At 46.3% G+C, this 22,833-nt stretch carries 23 protein-coding genes, 2 tRNA genes and 1 CRISPR repeat array (1 of these 26 only partly in view); of the genes, 11 read left to right on the top strand and 14 right to left on the bottom strand.

What is annotated here, in order from left to right:
* Positions 1-198: direct repeats of the CRISPR family, unit length 30 nt; unit sequence ATTTCAATTCTCTTTTAGTCTTATTGGAAC (it extends 435 nt beyond the left edge of the window).
* A 462-nt stretch (positions 199-660) separates the two neighbouring features.
* On the bottom strand, positions 661-2,508 hold the full coding sequence (iorA, locus tag A3L04_RS08910) for an indolepyruvate ferredoxin oxidoreductase subunit alpha (protein WP_068577330.1): 1,848 nt from the start codon (positions 2,506-2,508) through the stop codon (positions 661-663).
* Positions 2,509-2,578: 70 nt separating this feature from the next.
* Between iorA and A3L04_RS08905 the strand changes: the two genes are divergently transcribed.
* The gene (locus A3L04_RS08905) at positions 2,579-4,009 is read left to right on the top strand and encodes an amidohydrolase (RefSeq protein ID WP_068577329.1); all 1,431 of its coding nucleotides are present in this window, start codon (positions 2,579-2,581) and stop codon (positions 4,007-4,009) included.
* A 49-nt stretch (positions 4,010-4,058) separates the two neighbouring features.
* On the top strand, positions 4,059-5,561 hold the full coding sequence (locus tag A3L04_RS08900) for a glycosyltransferase family 39 protein (RefSeq protein ID WP_068577327.1): 1,503 nt from the start codon (positions 4,059-4,061) through the stop codon (positions 5,559-5,561).
* Between the two features lie 17 nt (positions 5,562-5,578).
* On the opposite strand, the gene A3L04_RS08895 is transcribed toward A3L04_RS08900, so the two are convergent.
* Positions 5,579-5,656, bottom strand: a tRNA-Arg gene (locus tag A3L04_RS08895).
* 49 nt (positions 5,657-5,705) lie between these two features.
* Between A3L04_RS08895 and mtnP the strand changes: the two genes are divergently transcribed.
* Together mtnP and A3L04_RS08885 are read left to right on the top strand one after the other, a co-directional pair.
* Complete coding sequence (gene mtnP / locus A3L04_RS08890) at positions 5,706-6,503, top strand: S-methyl-5'-thioadenosine phosphorylase (RefSeq protein ID WP_068577325.1); 798 nt, start codon at positions 5,706-5,708, stop codon at positions 6,501-6,503.
* A 106-nt stretch (positions 6,504-6,609) separates the two neighbouring features.
* Complete coding sequence (locus A3L04_RS08885; protein WP_068577321.1) at positions 6,610-7,941, top strand: NCS2 family permease; 1,332 nt, start codon at positions 6,610-6,612, stop codon at positions 7,939-7,941.
* On the opposite strand, the gene A3L04_RS08880 is transcribed toward A3L04_RS08885, so the two are convergent.
* From A3L04_RS08880 to A3L04_RS08865, 4 genes are read right to left on the bottom strand one after another with little or no spacing between them, the layout of a single operon-like run.
* Positions 7,897-8,358, bottom strand: a complete 462-nt coding sequence (locus A3L04_RS08880; protein ID WP_084448870.1) for a metal-dependent transcriptional regulator — start codon at positions 8,356-8,358, stop codon at positions 7,897-7,899. The two genes, A3L04_RS08885 and A3L04_RS08880, sit on opposite strands and share 45 nt — an antisense overlap.
* 42 nt (positions 8,359-8,400) lie before the next feature.
* A complete protein-coding gene (locus A3L04_RS08875; protein ID WP_068577319.1) occupies positions 8,401-9,483 on the bottom strand; it encodes a radical SAM protein in 1,083 nt (360 codons plus the stop codon).
* 57 nt (positions 9,484-9,540) lie between these two features.
* Positions 9,541-10,617, bottom strand: a complete 1,077-nt coding sequence (locus tag A3L04_RS08870; protein ID WP_068577317.1) for a DUF512 domain-containing protein — start codon at positions 10,615-10,617, stop codon at positions 9,541-9,543.
* On the bottom strand, positions 10,601-11,482 hold the full coding sequence (locus tag A3L04_RS08865) for a hypothetical protein (RefSeq protein ID WP_068577315.1): 882 nt from the start codon (positions 11,480-11,482) through the stop codon (positions 10,601-10,603). Before A3L04_RS08865 ends, A3L04_RS08870 begins: the two co-directional genes overlap by 17 nt.
* Positions 11,483-11,578: 96 nt before the next feature.
* Here A3L04_RS08865 and A3L04_RS08860 point away from each other — a divergent pair.
* From A3L04_RS08860 to A3L04_RS08850, 3 genes are all read left to right on the top strand, one after another.
* Positions 11,579-11,655, top strand: a tRNA-Ala gene (locus A3L04_RS08860).
* A gap of 203 nt (positions 11,656-11,858) precedes the next feature.
* Complete coding sequence (gene fni, locus A3L04_RS08855; RefSeq protein WP_068577313.1) at positions 11,859-12,968, top strand: type 2 isopentenyl-diphosphate Delta-isomerase; 1,110 nt, start codon at positions 11,859-11,861, stop codon at positions 12,966-12,968.
* A 115-nt stretch (positions 12,969-13,083) separates the two neighbouring features.
* Positions 13,084-13,638: a hypothetical protein gene (locus A3L04_RS08850; protein ID WP_068577311.1), complete on the top strand. Its 555-nt coding sequence runs from the start codon at positions 13,084-13,086 to the stop codon at positions 13,636-13,638.
* Here A3L04_RS08850 and A3L04_RS08845 read toward each other — a convergent pair.
* The 4 genes from A3L04_RS08845 to A3L04_RS08830 form a co-directional block, all read right to left on the bottom strand.
* A complete protein-coding gene (locus tag A3L04_RS08845; protein ID WP_068577309.1) occupies positions 13,607-13,849 on the bottom strand; it encodes a FeoC-like transcriptional regulator in 243 nt (80 codons plus the stop codon). The genes A3L04_RS08850 and A3L04_RS08845 overlap by 32 nt on opposite strands.
* Entirely contained in the window at positions 13,850-15,835 is a 1,986-nt protein-coding gene (feoB, locus tag A3L04_RS08840) for a ferrous iron transport protein B (protein WP_068577307.1), read from the bottom strand. It abuts the gene before it with no gap.
* Positions 15,836-15,837: 2 nt separating this feature from the next.
* Positions 15,838-16,065 (bottom strand): FeoA family protein, encoded by a 228-nt coding sequence (locus A3L04_RS08835; RefSeq protein ID WP_068577305.1) that lies wholly within the window; start codon positions 16,063-16,065, stop codon positions 15,838-15,840.
* Positions 16,066-16,163: 98 nt separating this feature from the next.
* On the bottom strand, positions 16,164-16,922 hold the full coding sequence (locus A3L04_RS08830) for a YchF/TatD family DNA exonuclease (RefSeq protein WP_068577303.1): 759 nt from the start codon (positions 16,920-16,922) through the stop codon (positions 16,164-16,166).
* Between the two features lie 47 nt (positions 16,923-16,969).
* On the opposite strand from A3L04_RS08830, the gene A3L04_RS08825 reads away from it, so the two are divergent.
* From A3L04_RS08825 to A3L04_RS08815, 3 genes are read left to right on the top strand one after another with little or no spacing between them, the layout of a single operon-like run.
* The gene (locus A3L04_RS08825; protein ID WP_068577301.1) at positions 16,970-17,746 is read left to right on the top strand and encodes a BtpA/SgcQ family protein; all 777 of its coding nucleotides are present in this window, start codon (positions 16,970-16,972) and stop codon (positions 17,744-17,746) included.
* Between the two features lie 18 nt (positions 17,747-17,764).
* On the top strand, positions 17,765-19,120 hold the full coding sequence (glmM, locus tag A3L04_RS08820; RefSeq protein WP_068577299.1) for a phosphoglucosamine mutase: 1,356 nt from the start codon (positions 17,765-17,767) through the stop codon (positions 19,118-19,120).
* A complete protein-coding gene (locus A3L04_RS08815) occupies positions 19,117-19,521 on the top strand; it encodes an EamA family transporter (protein WP_068577297.1) in 405 nt (134 codons plus the stop codon). Before glmM ends, A3L04_RS08815 begins: the two co-directional genes overlap by 4 nt.
* On the opposite strand, the gene A3L04_RS08810 is transcribed toward A3L04_RS08815, so the two are convergent.
* On the bottom strand, positions 19,460-20,071 hold the full coding sequence (locus A3L04_RS08810; RefSeq protein WP_068577295.1) for a hypothetical protein: 612 nt from the start codon (positions 20,069-20,071) through the stop codon (positions 19,460-19,462). The two genes, A3L04_RS08815 and A3L04_RS08810, sit on opposite strands and share 62 nt — an antisense overlap.
* A gap of 109 nt (positions 20,072-20,180) precedes the next feature.
* Here A3L04_RS08810 and A3L04_RS08805 point away from each other — a divergent pair, with 109 nt between their 5' ends.
* Complete coding sequence (locus tag A3L04_RS08805) at positions 20,181-21,308, top strand: tyrosine--tRNA ligase (RefSeq protein WP_068577293.1); 1,128 nt, start codon at positions 20,181-20,183, stop codon at positions 21,306-21,308.
* Here the strand turns inward: A3L04_RS08805 and cyaB are convergent.
* Genes cyaB through A3L04_RS08790 form a run of 3 tightly spaced genes read right to left on the bottom strand, consistent with a single transcriptional unit; the run spans position 21,298 to position 22,821 of the window.
* Complete coding sequence (gene cyaB, locus A3L04_RS08800) at positions 21,298-21,795, bottom strand: class IV adenylate cyclase (protein WP_068577291.1); 498 nt, start codon at positions 21,793-21,795, stop codon at positions 21,298-21,300. The two genes, A3L04_RS08805 and cyaB, sit on opposite strands and share 11 nt — an antisense overlap.
* A gap of 2 nt (positions 21,796-21,797) precedes the next feature.
* Positions 21,798-22,286, bottom strand: a complete 489-nt coding sequence (locus tag A3L04_RS08795; protein ID WP_068577289.1) for an Lrp/AsnC family transcriptional regulator — start codon at positions 22,284-22,286, stop codon at positions 21,798-21,800.
* Complete coding sequence (locus tag A3L04_RS08790; protein ID WP_068577287.1) at positions 22,258-22,821, bottom strand: UbiX family flavin prenyltransferase; 564 nt, start codon at positions 22,819-22,821, stop codon at positions 22,258-22,260. The genes A3L04_RS08795 and A3L04_RS08790 overlap by 29 nt, the downstream gene beginning before the upstream one ends.
* Positions 22,822-22,833 lie beyond the last annotated feature (12 nt).

Here is a 22,833-nt window from a genome sequence, read left to right as displayed (position 1 = left end):
CATCAAATCCACAAGCAACAGCCCTTGAGATCATAAATTTCAATTCTCTTTTAGTCTTATTGGAACCCAAGGATTGAGATCAAAGTTGATTATGAGATCAACAATTTCAATTCTCTTTTAGTCTTATTGGAACGTTGTTTGGCAGCCTCCAAGACTTCTTCAGAACGAATTTCAATTCTCTTTTAGTCTTATTGGAACAGGCGCGATTTTTCGTGCAATTCTCCTGATATCCCCTAAGAAAGCCCCGATATTATAAACTTTTTGGCAAGGGTTCTCTTATTTCCCTTCCCAACTTAAAAATTAAAAGAACCTACAAGAATTGCAAAATATGTTTATAGGGCATTTTTCTTTCTGCTTCTTTCCCTCTTAATTCTGCAGTTTATGCAACCTTAGGGAGCATTTTTGTCGGTAAAAAGATAAAGCACCTCTTAATTATAGTACCAAAAATCCTTCGTACCTGTCTCATTTTATATCTGCCTTTAAAATGCTTTTTAATTATTATCATAAAATTTTCGTAATACCATCCAGCATTTTATGTAACCTATTATCATTTAGTAACTAATGGTTACTAAACACCTCCAATCAGCGTAGACCAAATATTTTCCCTTTTCCACAGCTCGTACAGGATTAATGAAAATAACAAGAGAGCAGAAAAGGTATCTAAGATTTTTCGATTTCACTAGGGAACTTTATGGCATCAAATGGGCATGTCTGGTTGCAAATTCCGCAACCCGTACATATCAAGCTGTCTATCTTTACCTTCCTCGTTTCTGGGTCATAAACCAATGCTGGACAGCCAGTCAGAAGAATACACGCCTTGCAGCCCGTACACTTGCCCTCAATTACTACTGGTATCTCTCCTATCTCCCCTCTCCTGATTACCGGAATTACGCACTCCCTCTTCGCTATTATCACGGCTGGTCCCTTAACCTTCATGGCCTCCTTTATGGCTTCCTTTGTTGCCTTGAGATCGTATGGGTCGACAGTTTTAACGTACTTGACTCCGATAGCCTTGACCAAAGCTTCGATGTCTATCTCCTGGAACTTCCTTCCAGTCTCACTGCCGCCAGTTCCTGGGTGGGGCTGATGGCCTGTCATTGCTGTGGTTCTATTATCGAGGATTAGAACCAGGACGTCAAGGTTCTTGTAGACTGCATCTATTAGGGGCTGGATCCCGTTATGGAAGAAGGTTGAATCACCTATCGTTGCGACTATCTTCTTGCCCATAACTATGCTCTGGCCGTTGGCGAGGCTTATGCTGGCACCCATGACGAACTCAGTCCATATAGCCTCAAGCGGTGGTAGGAGTGAGAGAGCGTAACAGCCTATGTCGCCGTGAACCGGAACGTCGAACTTTCCGAAGCCAAGCTCTCTTAGGGCGTCCAGTAATGCCCTGTAGCTGCCTCTGTGGGGACAGCCGGGGCACATAACCGGGGGCCTCTTTGGGGCTAATGCTTCCGCTTCTCTTACCTCCTGGGGTATCTCTACCTCTTCCTTCTCCCTCCCCAAGATCTTTAATAGGGCATTTTTTACCAGCCTCGGATTAAGCTCTCCCTCTAAGGGCAGGTGTCCGGTTCTTTTTCCATATATCGGAACTTTCAGGCCCTCCTCATATGCCACTACTTTAACCTCTTCCTCCAAGAAGGGTGCTCCCTCTTCGATCACTATTACCTCCTCAACACTCCTGAGGAAGTCGAGAACGAGCCTCCTTGGGAGAGGGTGCGGGGTTGAGAGCTTGAGTATCTTAAAGCTCTCACCAAGGGACGGTATTACTTCTTTAACGTAGTTGTAGGGTGCCCCCTCCACTATTATCCCTATTTTCCCTTCGCCCTCGATCCAGTTAAAGGGCATTGAGTTGAACTCCTCCTCGATCTTCTTCAGGGTTTTGTTGAGCCATTGATGCCTTCTCCTGTTACCTTCCATACTAGCCCTCACGTACCTCTCTATGTCCTTCTTGAACTTCGGTTCCCTCTTCAATTCTTTGAACTCTCCGACCTCAACGTCAGCAGTGGTGTGGTTAACTCTTGTAGTTGTCCTAAATATAACGGGGACTTTATACTTCTCGCTCAGCTCATAGGCGTAGATTATTAAATCGTGGGCTTCCTGGGGGTCGTATGGCTCTAGAACAGGGAGAAGCGATATTTTTCCATAGTATCTGTCATCCTGCTCAGTCTGGCTTGTGTGGGGCCCAGGATCATCGGCCACCAAAATTACAAGCCCTCCTTCGACTCCAGAATAGGCGAGGCTCATTAGAGGATCGGCCGCAACGTTTAAGCCCACACACTTCATGGTAACTAAGCTCCTAAGTCCAGCATAAGAAACTCCAGCAGCTTCCTCCAAAGCTACCTTCTCGTTTGGTGCCCATTCAGCAAAAACTTCCGGCCTTAACCTCGCTATCGTTTCAATAACCTCCGTTGAGGGCGTCCCAGGGTAACCGGTAGCGAACGCGATTCCAGCTTCCAACGCCCCATGAGCTATCGCCTCATTTCCCATGAGTAGCTTCTTCACGTTAAACCACCCATCTGATTGTATTCATGAAAGTTAAAAATTTTCATTATCTAAAATATTTGGTGATGGCATGAGAGCTCTAGTTAACGGCACAATATATACCTCCTTCAACCCGGTAAAGAAGGTTTCAGGTATTGTAGTTGCCAATGGCAGGGTAATATACGCTGGAGAAGGGGAAGTGGCAAGGAGAATCGTTGAATTGACAGGTGGTGGAGTTGTTGACTTAAAAGGAAAGTTCGTCATGCCAGCGTTCTTTGACTCCCACCTGCATTTGGACGAGCTTGGGATGAGCCTTGAAATGGTCAATCTGAGAGGAACTACATCTATCGAGGAGCTTGTAGGTAAACTTAGGGCTTCAAGCGCGAGGGTAGTCTTTGGCTTCGGCTGGGATCAGGACGAGCTCGGCAGGTGGCCTACGAGGGATGACCTTGATGCTATCGATAGGCCAGTCTTCATATACAGGAAGTGCTTTCACGTTGCCGTGGCCAACTCTAAGATGCTTGAGCTACTAAACCTAAAGTCTTCAGAGGATTTTGACGAGTCTACAGGGCTGATAAAGGAGAAAGCCCTTGAGGAGGCCAGGAAGGTCATAAACGAGAAAGTCCTGTCGGTTGATGACTACGCTCACTACATTCTAAGGGCCCAGGAACACCTGCTTAACCTAGGAGTCCGCTCCGTGGACTTTATGAGCGTTAATGATAAAGCTTTCAAAGCACTATTCAGACTTGAGAGTGAAGGTAAGCTGGGAATTAATGTTTTTGCCTACATAAATCCAGAGTTGCTCGACAAGCTTGAGTCCCTTGGCTTGGGAAGGTTTGAGGGGAAAAGGTTGGTAATAGCTGGAGTTAAGCTATTCACGGACGGAAGCTTAGGGGCAAGGACCGCCCTTCTTAGTAAGCCGTACTCGGACGATCCCTCAACATCCGGCCAGCTCGTTACAGAGAAGAAGGAGCTCGTAGAGGTAATTGAGAGGGCTAAAGCTTTGGATTTGGACGTTGCTATTCATGCCATCGGTGATAAGGCTCTCGACATTGCCTTGGATGCTTTTGAAGAGGCAGGATTCTCGGGAAGGATAGAGCATGCATCAGTAGTCCGGGATGACCAGCTTGAGAGGATTAGAGATTTAGGGGTTAGGCTTTCAGTTCAGCCCCACTTCATAATAAGTGACTGGTGGATTGTGGACAGGGTCGGAGAGGAGAGGGCTAGGTGGGTGTACAGATTCAAAACCTTAAGCAGGTACACTGAGCTCGGGTTCAGTACGGATGCCCCAATAGAACCTGCTGATCCGTGGTTGACGGTAGATGCTGCAGTGAACAGAGGTAAGGGGAGAGTCAGACTGTATGAGCTGACAAAAGATGAGTCTCTCTCAGTGAGTGAAGCATTGCACTTCTATACCTACGGCTCAGCAAAAATATCACTAGGTAAGGATATAGGGAAGCTTGAGCCTGGGTTTAAGGCGGATTACATAGTATTGGACAGGGATCCTCTAAAGTTGCCTTAACATTGTATTTTTAAAAGCAAAGGTAGTAGGAGGGGCTTGGGATAAAACCATGAGAAGAATAAAACCAGAGTTGCTTTGGCTTTTACTGATTTCATTTGTTGTGAACTTTATGGTTGTCCATGACCGGAGAATGCCAGTCGGGGCTAATGGTGGAGATACTATAATCCACATGGCAATGATTAGGGGGATTTTCCTCGGCAGAAATCCTTTCCTCGACCAGCACTACAACGTCTATCCAAACTGGTACCCCTTCCTTTACCACCTTCTTATGGCATTCTTAGCAAAAGTTACTCACGTTTCTATCTGGACCCTCATGATCTGGACTCCGCTGATCTTTGCCGTGTTGATGGTCTTTGCATGGTACAGGCTTGGAGAGGAAATTGATGGAGGATATGGTGGAGTTTTGTTGGGTTCGTTTTCATTCCTGATAATGAAATCGCAGCTTTTCCCAAATCCTAAGGCCCTAATTCCAATTTTCCTCCCCTTGTTGTACTTGGAAGTTCTCAGGTACCAAAAGACTGGAAAAAGAAAATACCTCCTTTATGCAGGCTTGTTGCTGGGTCTAATGCTGTGGAGCCACTATGGGGCCGCTATGCCAGTTTTCATTGGGTTGCTTTTCTATGCCCTTCTTAAATCCAGGGAAGATAAATTGTGGATACTTCTTCCTACCATAGGAGGCTTGTTAATTTTGCCGTTTGTCGTTAACGTTCTCTTACACACTGAACATGGGGCATCCCTGATGGTTGAAGGTGATTGGCTAAACTCCCTCTCCCTCCACGCCACAATAAGAAGAATACTTCCTCCAGCTTGGGGGATAGCCCTCTTGATACCAGCAGTGTGGAAGGGCAAGAAATGTGGGCCTTGGGATTTCATATTTTTCATGCTCGGGATCATGGGAGTAGTTAACGTGCTCCCATCGATTCTGTTCCTCTTTACTGGAATCAAGATATTTCCATCTCGATTTGTGATTCCTCTTCACTATACCTACCTACTTGCGTATTTCTGTGGTGTGATGAGTATTTTTGAGGAAATCAAAGCTGGAAAGTTTGTAGTGTTTGGAGTTTCGGCAATACTACTGACTTATGGTTCACTTTCCTTTGTTGACTACAACTTTCACAATCCAAGTACTTTCTATGCCTTCCCGACGTACACTTATGTAGATTTCGAGAAATTGGCTGAAAACTATACAAAGGGCTTAGTAAAGGTCTCTAGATGGATCAACGAAAATACTAATAGTAACGACTATTTAATTGGTCATCCCTACACTCTAGAATGGATTGCAGGCTTTACTGGACGGCCTATAGTGGCTGTAACATTTGGGCACGGAAATCCCTTTTTGAACATGGAGCAACGAAGGAAGGAGATTGAATTATTTTTCACAAAGCCTAGCGAAAGATCAAAGATTATTAAGAAATATGAAATCAAATACGTAATTTTGGGCCCCTATGTAAAATGGGCTTACAATGTCACAATTAAGGATTTTGAGGGAGATAGCAATTTTAGGATTATATTCCACTGGTGGGAATTTTACATCTTGAAAGTGGAGGGTTGAAATCATGCTTTTGGCAATGGCGGGCCGGCCGGGATTTGAACCCGGGACTTCCGCCTCCGGAGGGCGGCGTTCTATCCTGGCTAAACTACCGGCCCACCCATTTCCCTTTTAAGGAGTTAGCTTAAATTTCTTACTGGTGGTATCATGCCCAGGATAGCCGTCATAGGAGGTTCTGGAGTCTACGACTTCCCTGCTGAGGATAAAAGGGAGGAAGCAGTGAAGACTCCATACGGTGAGGTGACTCTAACCATTGGAAGAATAGGTGAGGAAGAAGTAGCTTTCCTTGCTAGACACGGAAAGGGGCACTCAATCCCTCCCCACAAGATAAACTACAGGGCTAACATTTGGGCTCTCTACGAGCTCGGCGTTGAAAGGATTATTGCTACCTCAGCGGTTGGTTCCCTAAACCCGAACATGAAGCCTGGGGACTTCGTGATTCTTGATCAGCTCATGGACTTCACCGTTTCAAGGCCCAGGACGTTCTATGATGGGGAGGAAAGTCCCCACGATAGGAAGTTCGTTGCTCACGTTGACTTTACTGAACCTTACTGCCCTGAGATAAGAAGGGCGTTAATAACAGCCGCAAAGAATCTGGCACTCCCATACCACCCCAGGGGAACCTACGTCTGCACTGAAGGTCCTAGATTCGAGACTGCCGCAGAGATTAGGGCTTATAGAATCCTGGGCGGGGACGTTGTTGGAATGACCCAGTGCCCAGAGGCGATACTTGCGAGAGAACTCGAAATGTGCTATGCCAGCGTTGCGATAGTCACTAATTATGCCGCTGGAATAAGTCATCAAAAACTAACTCACACTGAAGTAGTTGAGCTAATGCAGAGAAAGACGAAGGAGATAGTTTCGTTGATAGTTCATGCAATTCCCCTCATACCCAAGGAGAGGAACTGCCCATGCAAAGATGCGCTTAAGGGGGCTACTGGATAAATTCCCCCAAACTTTTCAATTCTTTAGAGTTTTGTCATGTACATGTAAAATAAATCTTAAAAACACCCTTTTCTTTGACAAAACAAAGGCAATTGGAGGTGCCCTGATGGGCTGGATTGAAAAATACTTTGAGTTTGAGAAATATGGTACTGATCTTAGAACCGAGATCCTTGCCGGGTTGACTACCTTCATGACGATGGCATATATTCTCTTTGTTAATCCATCGATTCTCAGCGTTGCAATGGGAAAAGAAGCCTTTGATTCGCTCGTTGCAGTAACTGCCCTGGCAGCAGGACTAACGACTATCCTCATGGGTGTCTACGCCAAGAAGCCATTTGCCTTAGCCCCAGGAATGGGTCTCAACGCGTACTTTGCCTTCACAGTAGCTCCCAAGTACGGCTGGAGGGTAGCCTTAGCTGCGGTGTTCGTCGAGGGTATAATTTTCATCATCCTCAGCATAACCAAAGTCAGAAGTGCCATAATCCACGCAATTCCTCTGAGTCAAAAGTACGCCGTTGGTGCCGGTATAGGGCTGTTCTTGACTTTCATAGGCCTCAACGATGTTGGCCTTCTCACGGCGGCAACGACCAAGGAGGGAGTTCTCCAGTTCACGGGCCTTAACGCTCCAGCATTGGCAAAGCCCGAAATACTGCTGTTCCTCTTCGGTCTCTTCGTTGCGGCAATTCTCATTGGAATGAGGATCAAGGGAGCCCTGCTTATATCGATACTCGCGACGAGCATCATTGGCTGGATAACTGGGGTCGCTCCTTGGCCCGAGAAGCTGTTCTCAATGCCGACGATAAGCTACACCTTCATGAAGCTCGACCTCCACGGCCTGCTGAACGCTGGAGCCCTTGGAGTAGTGTTTGCATTCTTCATGGTAGACTTCTTCGACACTCTTGGAACAGTCACCGGTTTGAGCGCCAAGGCCGGGTTCCTGACTAAGGAAGGTAAAATCCCAGATGCAGAAAAGGTGCTCCTCACGGATGCGATAGGAACCACGTTCGGTGCAATACTCGGTACTTCAACAGTTACAACATACATCGAGAGTGCCGCAGGTATAGAGGAGGGAGGTAGAACGGGATTCACGGCAGTTGTAGTTGGCCTCCTATTCTTGGCTATAGGTCTCTTTATAGCACCCTTGGCAAAGGCCATCCCAGCGTTCGCAACGGCTCCTGCCCTAGTGATAGTCGGTTACTACATGATGAGCGCCTTCAAGGAGGTCGACTTCAGCGATCCAACCGAGGCAATTCCAGCGTTCCTCGTGTTGATAACGATACCGTTCACATACTCAATAGCCGATGGAATTGGCGTTGGTTTCATAAGCTACACCCTACTCAAGATATTCACCGGAAGGTGGAAGGAAGTACACCCACTGATGTACATCTTGGCTTTAGTGTTCGTTGGCTACTTCGGTTACCTTGCTGGTGTCTTCTGATTCTTCCATTACCTTTTTTAGAAACTGTTTTAGCACATAGGGACAGTGCTCTTGGACATAACTTATGAAATCCTTTATTCTTTGAATCGTTATATCATGAACGTAATGCTCAAATTGGCATGCATCTTCCTCAGCAATCTCTGGAGGGATCCCCAGGACGTTGGTAAAGAACTCGGTAAGGAGGAGATGCTTAGAATACGTTTTCTCCGCGATCTTCCTCCCCTCTTCCGTTAGAAGTATCCTGTCGTATTTTTCATACTCAACTAAACCCTTTTCGGCAAGCTTTTTCAGAGCATCTACAACACTTGGAGGCTTAATGTGCAGGATCCTTGCTATGTCTTTAACCCTAATTACGCCTTTATTTTTCTGAAGGAGGTACATGACCTCTAAGTACTCCTCTTCCCTCTTTGAAACCACCTTCACCCACCAGAGTTAGACTAACCTAAAGAATTTAAATAATTAATTGAGTGGAATCCTCTCCACTTCGACCCTGTCCCAAGTCGGATACTCCTCCACTATGTAGAACTTAACATCCCCCTCTATTGCATCCGCGAGCTCCTCGGCAACTTCAACGGGCATCTCTATCCTCTTTTTCTCCCAGTTTATGTAGAGCCACTCTTCAGGAACGCCTGCCTCCTCAACGAGTAACTCGTATAACTCTTCGAGATCCTCGTACTCTGCTATTCCAAACCTTAATGTTCCGTCCTCCGTTATCTCCATGTAGGGCCTTGCAACGTTCTTGGCCATCCTTATAAGCCTGTTCCTGAGCTGGACGGCATCCTTTAGCTTCGCCGTGCAGAGGTGGTAGTTCAGTGAGGTATTCTTCTCGCCCCACTCTAATATCTCAAGGCCCAGCTCAAGTGAGCCCTTTATCGCAGAACTCTCATCACTAATTGGCCTGTATCCTCTCGTAAGCAGGTTCCTTAAGTTAGTCTCGCTGAACTCGAGCTCGTTTATGTTAAGGAACCTTCCTCCCATGTTGTCCAAGAGACTAGCGAACCATTTTATTCTGTCTCCAAAGCCAGGAACAGCTGGAACTTCCCCTCCAACGTCCCATGAGAAGTCAAAGGCCTTCTTCATATTTTCAATTTCCCTCTGCAGGAACTTCGAATTTGGCTCAAACAAGTCCGGATGGAACCTAATCTCATCCAACCCAGCATCGTAAAGTTTCTGTAGGGCTTTTTCATCGGCTAGAATTCCTGTAGTGTAGAGGTGGATGTGAAACTTTTTTCCAAATTCTTCCTTGAGAGCCTTTATGTATTCAATAGTCCTCGAGAGCCTTGCTAGGGGATCCCCTCCCGTAACTCCTGCTCCCCTGGCATCTTGAATCTTTGCTTCCTCTATTATATCTTTCACTGACTTAACGGGTCTCTCATTGGCATAAACAACATCTTTCCTCCTCCAAGGGCTTAAAGGACAGTAGAAGCAGTTCCTGGGACATACACCAGTGACAAAGAGAACCAGCTTCTCCCCCCTAACACAGTACTTACACCCTTCTGGAAGCTCTCCAACAACGTACGAATAGTATGGGGTTTCTCTCATTCAAATCCCCTCAGCCAGCCATCCTCTAATCATCAAGTTCATTTAACAGCTCTCTCATCATAGGGCTACCTTCTCTATAACCTTTGGTACCTCTTGGGGTTCAAGTGCTGTCTCAACTATATAACCCTTCTCCACCAGTATCTTCGTGAACAGCTCTTGCCTTCTCCACCCATCAAGCGTCATGTCTCCATAGAACATAAGCTCGGGCAATAAGATTAGGCCTATTTCAACCTCTGGAAGCTTTTCGACTTCTCTAAGAACATCCCTACCTGTAAGCAGGCCCGCTGTCCCTATGTTGCCTCCAAAGAACTCGTTCTTGACCATAACGACATTTATTTTGGGGAACAGCCTCTTCATCTCAGGATAGGCCAGCTCTCCCGTTAGGATATATGTTGGAATATCGGGCTCTATATTGAATGGCTTGAGTCCCGTTGTAAATTCGCCCAGCAACGCTAGGAATATTGGAGGGATTACTACCTTGATGTCCAGCTCCCTGTCTTTCTCGAGGGCCACCCTCTTCACGAACATCAGCTCTTCCCTGGTTAGGGACCTAATACCAAATCTGTTGTACCTAGTAACCCCCACGGGGAACAGTCTCACTTCGTGGATCCCCATTGAATCGAGATCTTCAATTATCTCACCTATATCGGCAACGTTGTACCCTGGGGTCAGAATTATGTCCGCTATCACTCTAAAGTGCTCCGCTACAAAGGGGAGGAGATCTATAAGCTTTCCAGCGTGCCTGTTTCTCATCAACTTTATCCTTACATCCTTCTTCGTTGTGTGCACTGAGATTTGGATCTCATCAAGGCCCGCCGAGTACAGGCTTTCTACTCTATTTTTGTCGAACTTCACGTTTCCTGAGGTATCAGTCACCCTTATCCAGAGGTCATAGTGCTCCCTTGCATACTTTATTCTATTTTCAAGCTCTGGATCGTTTAGGGTGTCATGTCTTGAAACTCTATATATCATGGTTGGAGGATTTTGGAGGAGATAGCAGAATACGCAACCGTTTCCACAGGGTCCAGCTTTAGAAGATGGGGGAATAACCAAAAGATCCTCCCTCTCATCGATGCCGTCGAGCTCGTACTTAGTTATCTTCCTCAGCTTTAGGTCTTCAGTAAGTTCGTACATCTGTCATGATGCCTTGGGTTTGGTTTAAAAGCTCTTCCCTTAAGTTCTCGTAGAACGACAGTGATGCCACTGATGTGAAGGCATGAAGTAGGGCCATTATCGGAGCTTGGAGAAGCGCTCCAATAAGTAGGCCTGCTAACGACCTTGAAAATATAAGTGGGAGGAATACTAACATACTGGCGACGATGTAGAGTGTGAATATCGTTAGCATCAGGAGTAGACCGAAGCTGAGTGTTGATTTTGGCCTCCGCAGAGGTAGCATGAGCCCTTCTATGCCTCTTCTTATGGAGTTGTTTACAACGTACGCAGGGAATATGACTGATACCGCACCTCCAGAGAATGTAAGTGCAAAAAATTCGCCCACTAGGAGGGCCAGCATTCCTACAGTTATCATGCCCTTTGATCCCCCAATGGCGCCAATTCCAATGATTACGCTGAAGGGTATAGCGACGACAATGGCAATGAGGCCCAGGATGATCGCAGAGATTAGTGTCACTATAAATGCCGGGATTACATTCTCCAACCCAGATATCAGGGCATCTCCAAGGCTCAGAGTTTCCCCTAACCGTCTGCGGTAGGCGTACATTGTTACTGAATATTGGGCGGCTGAGAGGAGGAGCATGTAGAGGAGGGCAATTACCAGGAGGGCTCTCAGCTGTTCTGGTGTTAACTCTTCGGCTGCTCCATGCTCTTCAAATATTATGCTCCCTTTTTCAAGATTTTCTAAGGATTTGAGAACGTTGTCCTTTTGGATGTACGTGTTTATCGGGGCCAAGATTAGAAGGAAGACTAAAGGTATTAGGATTACCTTAGGATTAGATATCAGGAAGGAAACTGCTTCTCCGAACGATTTTATAGCCACCATCCTTAAATCCCACTTGGTTGTGGTATTACTCCTTAAAAATATAATGCATCCTCCAAAAGCTTTTAAAGCCTTCTGTAGTTTAGGGTTATCGGGAGTGGGCCGGTAGCTCAGCCTGGGAGAGCGCCGCCCTCGCAAGGCGGAGGCCGCGGGTTCAAATCCCGCCCGGTCCACCAATATTTAAATCAATCCCCGTGGTTCTGTGTTTTCAAACTACCTATCGTTCAAAATTCAACAGTAGAGGGGCATACACATATCTTAGACCAAATAGCACTAACTACATCAGACGAGGAACGTTGATAGTGGGAATAACAGGTCATGTTTACAGAGCTCCTATAACCTTATAAGCTTCTGACCGGAGCGTTATCCGGGGATCTGCATGGACGGAGAGATAACTGTTCTTAGAAAGTTTGAGCACATAGAACACTGCCTTAAGCGGAATGTCCAAGCTCATGTTTCGAATGGCTTTGAAGATGTTCACCTAATTCACATGAGCCTCCCTGAAATTGATAAGGAGGAAATAGATCTCTCAGTGGAATTCCTGGGGAGAAAATTTGATTACCCAATAATGATTACGGGAATGACCGGCGGGACGAGAAAGGGAGAAATAGCTTGGAAGATAAACAGAACTTTAGCTCAAGCAGCCCAGGAACTCAACATACCCTTTGGTGTCGGAAGTCAGAGGGCGATGATTGAGAAACCCGAAACCTGGGAGAGTTACTACGTTAGAGACGTTGCTCCCGATGTATTTCTCGTTGGCAACCTTGGTGCTCCCCAATTCGGGAAGAATGCAATGAGAAGGTATGGGGTTGAGGAAGTTCTCTACGCGATAGAAAAGATCGAAGCAGATGCAATTGCCATCCACATGAATCCCCTTCAAGAGAGCGTCCAGCCCGAAGGAGACACGACTTTTGCAGGTGTCCTAGAGGCTTTAGCAGAGATAAAGTCTAGCATAGATTATCCGGTTATAGCCAAGGAAACAGGGGCAGGAGTATCTAGGGAGGTTGCAGTCAAGTTGGAGGCGATAGGCATCGATGCAGTGGACATAAGCGGTCTTGGTGGGACGAGCTGGAGCGGTGTCGAATATTACAGGGCGAAGGATAACGTGGGAAGGAGGTTAGCGTTAAGGTTTTGGGACTGGGGGATTAAAACTGCAATAAGTCTTGCCGAGGTTAGGTACTGGACAAGCCTTCCAATAATAGCAAGTGGCGGAATGAGGGATGGGATTACAATGGCGAAGGCTCTTGCAATGGGAGCTACGTTGGTTGGAATTGCTTTGCCCGTTCTCAGGCCAGCCGCTAAGGGAGATGTTGAAGGGGTAAAAAGGGTTATTCTGGGATATGTAGAGGAGCTAAAAAATGCAATGTTCCTAGTCGGGGCAAAAAATATTCATGAATTGAAAAAAGTTCCACTCGTGATTACGGGATTCGTGAGGGAATGGCTTGAGCAGAGGATAAACCTTAATGGTTTCTTAGGTTCTAGATTTTAGAACTTTATTTTTTAGTTAATTACACACCAGAGAAAAATTTATTAACACATACTAACAAAACCACAACTGATTAGATAATTTATGGGGGTAAAATAATTAAGTAGGGTGAAGTGAAGTGGGAAACTATCAGCTGGTGTTTGAGTGGCCCAGAAAGAGGCTCCCCCTCAGGTACAGAAGAGAATGGGATCTTGTGAGAGTTAGAGCAAGGGAAGAAAAGTTGCTTGAAACGCTAGTTAAAATATTTCATGAATCAGAGGAAAACCTTGAAATATCAATCGTAAAGGGCAAGAGAAACGTTGGAGAAGCCAGGATAAAAGGGGGTTCAATAATGGTTGCGTTCTATGGACACTCTCCTTACATACCGGAGAGTGTCACCATATACCTACCCGCTGAGAAGGATATTTCTGCAACGACTGAACTTCCCTTTGTAAGGGAAGGTACCGTTGAGGGTCTCCGGGAAAGTAGAGATGGCAAGAAGCTTGAAGTAGCGTTTAGAGCTGAAGTTAGGGGAGCTGAGCTTGAATCAAAATTCAAGGGAGAAAAGCCTGAGATAAGGTTGAGGTTTACCGAGTTGTGCCATGGCGAATGGGAAGAGTTGTGCCTCCATGAAGTGGAGATAAGGGGTAGAAAGGAAAAAGTTACAATTCAAATGAAGGAACATAGGCTTTGACTCCACTTCTAACGCACTTCCCCGGGCACACTTTTCTTAAAGGACAGCTTTCACAGCTCACGGTTTGTATCTCCTTTACGTAGCCCATGGACTTAAGTATCTCGAGCATTCCCTTAACTTCCTCCTTGGATACATTGAGCTTCCTAGCTATATCCTCCGTTGTGTACGTTCCCTTCTGCATGAGCTCAAGTAGCTCCTCGAGCTTCCCCATTCAGACCACCGAGCCTATGGCATAAGCAAGCATTCCTACGACGGTGGCCAGTGTTAAGTTGTATACCGCGGCAACTATCATCCACTTACTTCCCCCTTCGGCCCTTATCGCGGCGAGCGTTGCTATGCATGGCAGGTATAGCGTCGTTACCAGTGCGAGGACGTAGGCTTGGAGGGGAGTCATGGCATGAGCCATCGCTCCGGCCAATGATTCTTCACTCACCCCATAGATGACGCTATACGTTGCTATAACGTTCTCCTTTGCTATTATTCCGAAGATTAGGCTTACCGCCGCCTTCCAGTCTAGACCCATCAGCCTAGCTATCGGTTCAAAGGCCCTTCCAAGCCTTTCCGCATAGCTTAAGCCGGTTCCTACTGGTTGAGGATAGCTCGATAGGTACCATATTGTGATCGAACCTAAGAGTATTACCGTTGCTGCCTTCCTAAGGAACTCCTTGCTTCTCTCCCAGGAGTGGATTATCACGGTCTTCCATGAGGGTATCGAGTACTCTGGCAGCTCTATGACGAACGGGCTCTCCTCCCCCTTGATGAAGAACTTGCCCAGGATTAACGCTGATATTAATGCTAGAGCTATCGCTATCGCATAGATACTTATCGCTACCAGGGCCGCTTTGTCTGGGAAGAACGTTCCAGCGAGGAATGTTATTACTACCATTCTCGCAACGCACGGGACTAGCGGATTCACGAGCATCGTTAATATTCTGTCCCTCTCGTTCTCCAAGGTTCTCGTTGCCATTATCGCGGGAACGTTACAGCCAAACGCCAACACCATTGGAATTATTGCCTTCCCCGGGAGGTTGAACACCCTCAGGAACCTCTCCATCATCGCAGCGATTCTAGCCATGTACCCAGTGTCCTCGAGTATCGACATGCCGACGAACAGCAGGAACACCAGCGGGAAGAAGCTCAGTACTGCCCCAACTCCACCGATGATTCCATCCACTATGAGGCCCCTAAGGGTTTCATTGGCTATGTGAGGTGCTATAGCTTCTCCGAGCCACGAAAACGCTGAATCAAGCCACTCCTGTAAGGGCCCGCCAAGCGTGAACACGAACTGGAACAGGATGTAGAACACGATGACCATGGATATTAAGCCGTAAACTGGATGAGTCAAGAGCTTATCGAGTTGATCGCTCAAGGTTTCCCTTATTTCAACTGGGTGCCTCACGAACTTCCTCAGCAACTCTTCAAGGAACTCGTACTTCTGACTCGCCATCACTATATCGAGGGATCTCTTGTACTTCTCCTCGAGCTCGCCTATGTGCTTGAGTATCTCGTCCATCTTGGACTGGCCCAAGTACTTTAGAACGAGCTTTATTACCTCCTCGTCCCTCTGAAGGAGCTTTATGGCGAGCCACCTTATTGGGTACTTCTCGGCCAGTGGGGTTCCCTTTAGAACCTGGGATACGTGTTCTATCTCCCTCTCGATGTCCTCATCGTACCTTGGAATGATGGGGTTAGTGGTTATCTTGCCCTCGGCCATCATCACTATTAGCCTCTTCAGCTCCTCCAATCCCTCCCCGCTCTTCGCGTTCGTGGGAACTACAGGAACACCAAGGACTTTCTGCATCTCCTTTATGTCTATCTCAACGCCCTTCTTCTTTATGAGATCGAACTTGTTGAGGGCTATTATCACGTTCTTAGCTCCCATCTCGAAGAGCTCCATGGTGAGGAAGAGGTTTCTCATTAGGCATGTAGAATCTACTATATCCACTATTACGTCAGCGTTCCCCTCAAGGATGAAGTTTCTCGCTATTAGCTCGTCGACGCTATGGGCGGTCATTGAGTAAATTCCTGGGAGATCCACTACCAAGAACTCCTTGTCTTTGTACTTGAATATTCCCTCCTTCTTCTCCACGGTGACTCCGGGCCAATTACCTACGTGTTGCCTTAATCCTGTAAGAGCGTTGAATATTGTAGTCTTCCCAACGTTTGGATTCCCAACGAGGGCTATCGTCTTGAGCATCGTCAAACCCTCCTGACGATTATCTTCCTCGCTATTCCCCAGCCAATTGCTATTCTCGAGGAGCCAACGGCTATTATCATGGGACCGGGTCCTCTACCCTTAATGACTCTAACCGTGACTCCTGGGGCTATTCCCATGGCTATCAGCTTCGCCCTAGCGTTGGGCCCTCCCTGAATGTCCACGACAATCCCTGCCTCTCCCTCGTTTAATGCCGTCAGTGGCACGTACAAATTAGGCACCTCCCAATATTATTAGGCCAACCTAATTTTTGAGGGAGTGCTTTAAAAAGCTTATGTCCGAAAAGCGAAAGAATAAAGTTTGAATTTCGTTATAGAAGAAGCGAGAAGAAATCTATTGTGTTTTTCTCTGTTATCCTTTCTATTTCAGATTCCGGAATCTCCTTGAGCTTTGAAAGCTCCTCAATGACAACCCTTATGTACCACGGCTTGTTCCTCTCTCCCTTGTAGGGGCTCATATAGGGGGAGTCAGTCTCAGCAACGAGGTTTTCAATATCTAAGGTCTTAGCAACCTCCCTAACTTCAGGAATAAAGACTATGCCGGTAACTATCCCTATTATGTGTCCATTCTCAGCTATCTCCTTCGCAACGTCTGTGGGTCCCGTATAGGAGTGGAAATAGGCTTTAACGCCGTACTTCTGCACGAGCTCGTAAGCTTCCCTCTCGGCATCTCTTGCGTGAATTACAACTGGCAAATCTAACTCCACGGCGAGCTCCAAGAAGTGTTCAAATATTTTCCTTTGATTTTCCCTTTCCTTTTCAGTTTTCGCATGGAAATAGTCTAGGCCTATCTCCCCTATGGCATATATCTCCCCTGCATGATCTCTGATGAACTCCTCCACCTTTCTTACTTTCTCCCAATTCCCCCTCCTAGCCTCGTTTGGATGGTAGCCCAGAGTAGGGAAGATAAAGCCGAAATAGTGCTTCAGCAGATCCCAACTCTTCCAGACATGAGTTTTCCTGTACTCGGTTATTGAGTCAACTATCGCCCTGAGTTTTTCTTGGGCTTCTCTAATTATCTCCTCGTGATCCTTTTTGTAAAATTCAATGTGAGCGTGAGCGTCTATCACCTTTAACCACCGAAAAGCTTTACACTTCTAACTTTTTAATTCAACCCATGAACTTCGAGAGTAAGCCCCTAATAGGCGTTGTCCATCTAAGACCCCTCCCAGGATCCCCCAGGTTCTCGGGAGATCTTGAGGATGCTATTGAGAACGCCGTAAGGGATGCACGGACTTATGAGGAGGCTGGCTTTGATGCCATAATAGTTGAGAACTTTGGGGACTACCCATTTGCCAAGGAAGTTGGGAAGGAGACAGTTGCTGCCTTTACGGTTGTTGCTAAAGAGGTTCGCAGAGAGGTGTCTATACCGGTAGGCATAAACGTGCTAAGAAATGATTGCATAGCTGCATATGGAATAGCGTATTCCGTGAAGGCTGAGTTCATTAGGGTTAATGTTCTCACGGGAGTTGCCTTCACCGACCAAGGAATAATAGAGGGCTGTGCTAGGGATCTAGCGCTTGTGAAGAGACTACTTCCTGGGGTCAAAGTCTTTGCCGACGTTCACGTCAAGCACGCGGTTCACTTCTCTCGCTTAGAGGATGCAGTCCTCGATACCGTGGAGAGGGGAGGGGCGGATGCGGTAATAGTGAGCGGTTCTAGGACAGGAAGTGAAGTCAGCCTAAATGATCTTAAAACTGTCAAAAAAGTAAGTAGAGTTCCAGTTATAGTCGGTTCAGGTGTCAATCCTCAGAATCTGCCCTTGCTTGCCAAATTCGCGGATGGATTTATAGTTGGAACGTGGGTTAAGGAAGGTGGAATTACCGAGAATCCTGTTTCCATTGAAAGGGCAAAAGCTTTAGTTAGGATAAGGGACGATATTTTACAAAGATAAAATTGTGGGGGGTTCGGGATGGGTAAGTACTTCGGAACAAGTGGAATAAGGGAGGTTGTTAATGAAAAGCTAACTCCGGAGCTTGCCCTGAAGGCTGGTTTGGCCTTGGGTACATATCTTGGTGAAGGAACCGTCGTTATTGGAGTAGATACGAGAACAAGCAGTGAAATGCTGAAGAATGCTGTCATAAGTGGCCTCCTCGCTACTGGAATTAACGTGATCGATATAGGTCTTGCTCCGACACCCCTTACTGGCTTCGCCATTAAGCTTTATGGGGCTGATGCGGGGGTAACGATAACGGCGAGCCACAATCCTCCGGAATACAACGGGATCAAAGTCTGGGACAAGAATGGGATGGCATACACTCCGGATAGGGAGAGGAAGCTTGAGGAGATAATGGATTCTGGTCAGTTTAAGAGAGTTCCGTGGAACGAGATAGGAAAGCTGACTAGGGAAGATCCCAGAGAAGAGTACATAGAGGAAGCCCTGAAAACGGTAAGTCTTGAAGATTCCTACACAGTTGTTGTTGATACAGGCAACGGGGCCGGCTCGATCTTAAGTCCCTACCTCCAAAGGGAGCTCGGGAATAGAGTTATAAGTCTGAACTCCCATCCAAGTGGGTTCTTTGTTAGAGAGCTCGAGCCCAACGCAAAGAGCCTTGAAATGTTAGCCAAAACTGTCAAGGCAATGAACGCTGACGTGGGAATAGCCCATGATGGCGATGCCGATAGGATTGGAGTTGTTGATGACACTGGAAAGTTCGTTGAGTACGAGGTCATGCTCTCCCTTATCGCGGGCTACATGCTCAGGAAGTACGGGGAGGGGATAGTGGTAACAACCGTGGATGCTGGCTTCGCCTTGGATGACTACATTAGGGATCTTGGAGGTAGGGTAGTTAGGACTAAGGTTGGTGACGTTGCGGTTGCTGAAGAGCTGGCGAGACATGGGGGTGTTTTTGGTGGAGAGCCGAGTGGGACGTGGATAATGCCCCAGTGGAACTTAACGCCAGATGGCATATTTGCGGGAGCTCTCGTTCTTGAGATGATAGATAAGCTCGGCCCGATAAGCGAGCTTGCAAAGGAAGTGCCAAGGTACGTAACGTTAAGGGCTAAGATACCCTGCCCAAATGAGTTGAAGGAGAAGGCAATGGAGATAATAGCGAAGAGGGCTTTGGAGAGCTTTGAGTACAAGAGACTAATAGATATTGACGGCGTAAGGATAGAAAATGAGGAGTGGTGGATCCTATTTAGGCCGAGCGGAACCGAGCCAATAATGAGGATAACATTAGAGGCCCAAACCCAAGAGAAAGCTGAAGAGTTAATGGAGAAAGCTGAGAAACTCGTTAGAGAGGCAATAAGGGAGGCCCAAGGATGAACTACATAGCCTACGCTCTGCTATCTGCGTTCTTTGCTTCTCTAGTCCCAATTTTTGGTAAACTCGGCCTTAAAACTACAAGCCCGGAACTGGCTTCTGCCGTTAGGGCTATAGTTATGGCTACTTTCTTGACCATGCTTGTCATTACCAAGGGCGAGCTAAAGGAAATAAATGGGAAAGAATTTGCATTCATTCTTCTCTCTGGCATAGCAGGGGCTCTATCCTGGTTATTCTACTTTAAAGCTATTAAGCTTGGAAAGGTATCAATTGTAGCCCCCATAGACAGACTGAGCGTTGCCCTAGCCGTAATTCTGGCCTGGCTTATTCTGGGAGAAAATATCACCTTAAAAACAGCCCTGGGAGTTTTCTTGATAGTCGCTGGGACACTTCTTCTGCTTTAGCTTTTCCTGTTTTAATCCCAAAGAAAATCAGCAGGAAAAGCGAATTCCTTTGGAGTACTCCTAAGTTTCCGTAAGACACTGCAAGATATGCAACTCCATAGGCCAATCCCAGGATCCAGTAATGTAGAATCGTTGTTGAGGGTGTGAGAACCTTGGAAGCAAGAGTTAAAGCTACGAATATTGAAACTTCTACTATAGTCATGACTGTTGATAGTGCCGCAAATGGGCCAAGCAACTTGTCCTCTCTATGCTTTCTCAGCACGCTAATGTCGTGGGCTGAGTATATTGTTCTCTTACCAAGACTAACTCCGCTGTTAAACCCAAGGAACACCAGAAATGCTCTCAAGATTCCGCTGATCTTTACCGCTAGAATTACCGCCAGAATATACCTCACAATTTCAATTAATGCTTCAATTGTCTTTCTCCTGTTCTCTGGTAGATCGATCGTTTTCTTAAGAGGGATCAAGAATATTCTTACCATGAACCCAAACAAGGAGATGATAAGTTTGAAGGAGTACAAGAGGATAAGCAACAACAATTCTCTTATCATGAAACCACCTTCAGCCTTGGTCCAGCATCATCACCCCTCAGCAGTGCAAGGGCTCATCATCCTCGAAAACCCCTTAAATGCATAATCCTTTATGAAGCTGGTGGTGAGTATGGACATTGAGGAGAGAATAAACTTAGTCCTGAAAAAGCCCACTGAAGAGGTTTTGACTGTTGAGAATTTGAGGTACCTCTTTGAAGTTGGTGCTCCCCTTCAGCACTACATTGGATTTGAGATAAGCGGTTACATTCATCTCGGCACCGGATTAATGGCTGGAGCTAAGATAGCCGACTTCCAAAAGGCTGGAATAAAGACTAGGATTTTCCTAGCTGACTGGCACAGCTGGATAAACGACAAGCTTGGGGGAGACCTTGAAACGATTCAGGAAGTGGCATTAAAGTACTTCAAGGTCGGGATGGAGAGGAGCATTGAGGTTATGGGCGGAAATCCAAAGAAGGTGGAGTTCGTTTTAGCAAGTGAAATTCTCGAGAACGGGGACTACTGGCAGACGGTAATTGACATTTCAAAGAACGTGACCCTAAGCAGGGTCATGCGTTCGATCACGATAATGGGCAGGCAGATGGGAGAGGCAATAGACTTCGCCAAGCTGATTTACCCAATGATGCAAGTTGCCGATATATTTTACCAAGGAGTCACAATAGCTCACGCCGGAATGGATCAGAGGAAAGCTCACGTTATCGCAATTGAGGTTGCTCAAAAGCTGAGGTACCACCCGATAATCCACAACGGGGAGAAGCTTAAGCCCGTTGCAGTTCACCACCACTTACTCCTCGGACTTCAGGAGCCACCGAAGTGGCCCATTGAAAGCGAGGAAGAGTTCAAGGAGATAAAGGCCCAGATGAAGATGAGCAAAAGCAAGCCATATTCAGCTGTATTCATCCACGACAGTCCTGAAGAGATCAAGCAGAAGCTCAGGAAAGCATTTTGTCCCGCAAGAGAAGTCAGGTACAATCCTGTTCTTGACTGGGCTGAGTATATAATCTTCCGTGAAGAGCCCACGGAGTTCACCATACACAGGCCCGCGAAGTTTGGAGGGGATATCACTTACACTACCTTTGAAGAGCTAAAGAGGGACTTCGCCGAGGGCAAGCTACACCCACTTGACCTGAAGAATGCCGTTGCTGAGTACCTCATAGACCTGCTTGAACCCGTGAGGAAGTACTTCGAGAAGCACCCTGAGCCTCTGGAGCTGATGCAACAGGTTAAGATTACTCGTTGACAAGCTCTATGTACAGCCTTGGCTCTACGTCTTCCTCCTTTAATCCAAGCTTTTTAGCGACCTCCCATATTTTTCTCTTGGCCTCTTCTGGATCCTCGGCGATTACCTCTATATCCAGGAAGTCTCCAGCTTTTTCAACTCTGTTCAGCTCGAAAGTAACGTCGTTCAGCTTGTAGATCCATCTCTTCTTTTTTACTACTGCTTCAACTTCGTACCCAAGCCCTTTGAACATTTCCACAGCTTTTTGGAAATCTTCTACCTTGAATTCGATTTCATAGAACTCCTCGTTTCTTTCGTCCTTAATTTCCTTATATGTTATATAATACTCGCTGAGGTTGTTGATGGTCCTAACCCGGAGGAGCTTTGGTCTGGGGACTTTGAAATAAACGTCCTCTTGCTCCTCAAAATGGGAAAAATGAGCGCCAAGGGCCTCAATTTTCTTCTTGATTTCATCGAAGTTTACCTTGAATTTGATCTCTATTTCCATTCTCAGACCTCCGCAAGGAAGCCGGCTATATCCTCCCCCTTTCTAATTTCCGAGACTGGAAGGACTACAACATTCCTTAGTGTGGGGATGCTCTTTATGTTATCCTCTATGAAGTTCATCAGCTCTTCCTTATCGTTCTTGCCAACGAGGGCTATTATCTTGTCTGCACCACTTTTTGCCACGAAAAGAACCCCAGGAAGAGCGGACAGTGTCTTTGTTATATACTCAACGTACCTGTCCAAGAAATCCTCAATTATTGGTCTCCCAACCTCCAGTATTATAAAAGCCAGATACTTAGGCTTCAGGGGCTCCCCCAGAATTATTGTATATTTATCAATGATTCCTCTTTCTTGCAACTTTTTGATCCTAAAATGAACAGTTGACTCCGGTTTCCCTATTTTATTACTAATTTCCGCTATTGTAAGTCTCGCATCTGACTTTAGTAACCTTAATATTGCTCTATCAAGATCGTCCAGCTGAGTGTTCGGCATTTTCGACCCCCCACCTTGGATAGAGATTATGGTTAATCCCCAATATGTCGAGGATTTTCCCAATTATAAACCTTACTATGTCGTCTAGTGTTTGAGGTTTTGTATAGAATGCTGGAGATGCTGGCATAACTATGGCTCCAGCTTGGGTAACTTTCAACATGTTTTGGATATGCACCAAACTTAGCGGGGTTTCCCTTATAAGAAGAACAAGCTTTCTCCTCTCTTTTAGTGTCACATCGGCAACTCTCGTTATTAGATTATAAGAACACCCATTCGCTATTGCAGCAAGAGTTTTCATCGAGCATGGAGCTATGACCATAGCATCAAACATATATGATCCAGATGCTATTGGAGCAAACAGATCATACTCCTCGTAATCTGGCTTTAAATCTATCCCGGTTTCAAATTTTGCTACCCTCTTTCCAACTTCTGATGCTAGGAGTATTACTTCATGACCCAGAGCTTTGAGAGTTCTGTAAAGTTCTATGCCATAAATGCTACCACTTGCGCCAGTTATTGCTACTATTATCCTCATCAGATCCACCAG

Source organism: Thermococcus chitonophagus (assembly GCF_002214605.1).
GTDB lineage: Archaea > Methanobacteriota_B > Thermococci > Thermococcales > Thermococcaceae > Pyrococcus > Pyrococcus chitonophagus.
The sequence above is the reverse complement of the archived record's forward strand: the minus strand, read 5'-3'. Positions and strand labels throughout refer to the sequence as shown.

Bases quoted from the DNA above. Each gene is read 5' to 3' on its own strand.
- A3L04_RS08905 (WP_068577329.1), top strand. From the start codon at position 2,579: ATGAGAGCTCTAGTTAACGGCACAATATATACCTCCTTCAACCCGGTA.
- A3L04_RS08900 (WP_068577327.1), top strand. From the start codon at position 4,059: ATGAGAAGAATAAAACCAGAGTTGCTTTGGCTTTTACTGATTTCATTT.
- mtnP (WP_068577325.1), top strand. From the start codon at position 5,706: ATGCCCAGGATAGCCGTCATAGGAGGTTCTGGAGTCTACGACTTCCCT.
- A3L04_RS08885 (WP_068577321.1), top strand. From the start codon at position 6,610: ATGGGCTGGATTGAAAAATACTTTGAGTTTGAGAAATATGGTACTGAT.
- A3L04_RS08875 (WP_068577319.1), bottom strand. From the start codon at position 9,483: ATGAGAGAAACCCCATACTATTCGTACGTTGTTGGAGAGCTTCCAGAA.
- A3L04_RS08870 (WP_068577317.1), bottom strand. From the start codon at position 10,617: ATGTACGAACTTACTGAAGACCTAAAGCTGAGGAAGATAACTAAGTAC.
- A3L04_RS08865 (WP_068577315.1), bottom strand. From the start codon at position 11,482: ATGGTGGCTATAAAATCGTTCGGAGAAGCAGTTTCCTTCCTGATATCT.
- fni (WP_068577313.1), top strand. From the start codon at position 11,859: ATGGACGGAGAGATAACTGTTCTTAGAAAGTTTGAGCACATAGAACAC.
- A3L04_RS08845 (WP_068577309.1), bottom strand. From the start codon at position 13,849: ATGGGGAAGCTCGAGGAGCTACTTGAGCTCATGCAGAAGGGAACGTAC.
- feoB (WP_068577307.1), bottom strand. From the start codon at position 15,835: ATGCTCAAGACGATAGCCCTCGTTGGGAATCCAAACGTTGGGAAGACT.
- A3L04_RS08825 (WP_068577301.1), top strand. From the start codon at position 16,970: ATGAACTTCGAGAGTAAGCCCCTAATAGGCGTTGTCCATCTAAGACCC.
- glmM (WP_068577299.1), top strand. From the start codon at position 17,765: ATGGGTAAGTACTTCGGAACAAGTGGAATAAGGGAGGTTGTTAATGAA.
- A3L04_RS08815 (WP_068577297.1), top strand. From the start codon at position 19,117: ATGAACTACATAGCCTACGCTCTGCTATCTGCGTTCTTTGCTTCTCTA.
- A3L04_RS08810 (WP_068577295.1), bottom strand. From the start codon at position 20,071: ATGATAAGAGAATTGTTGTTGCTTATCCTCTTGTACTCCTTCAAACTT.
- A3L04_RS08805 (WP_068577293.1), top strand. From the start codon at position 20,181: ATGGACATTGAGGAGAGAATAAACTTAGTCCTGAAAAAGCCCACTGAA.
- cyaB (WP_068577291.1), bottom strand. From the start codon at position 21,795: ATGGAAATAGAGATCAAATTCAAGGTAAACTTCGATGAAATCAAGAAG.
- A3L04_RS08795 (WP_068577289.1), bottom strand. From the start codon at position 22,286: ATGCCGAACACTCAGCTGGACGATCTTGATAGAGCAATATTAAGGTTA.
- A3L04_RS08790 (WP_068577287.1), bottom strand. From the start codon at position 22,821: ATGAGGATAATAGTAGCAATAACTGGCGCAAGTGGTAGCATTTATGGC.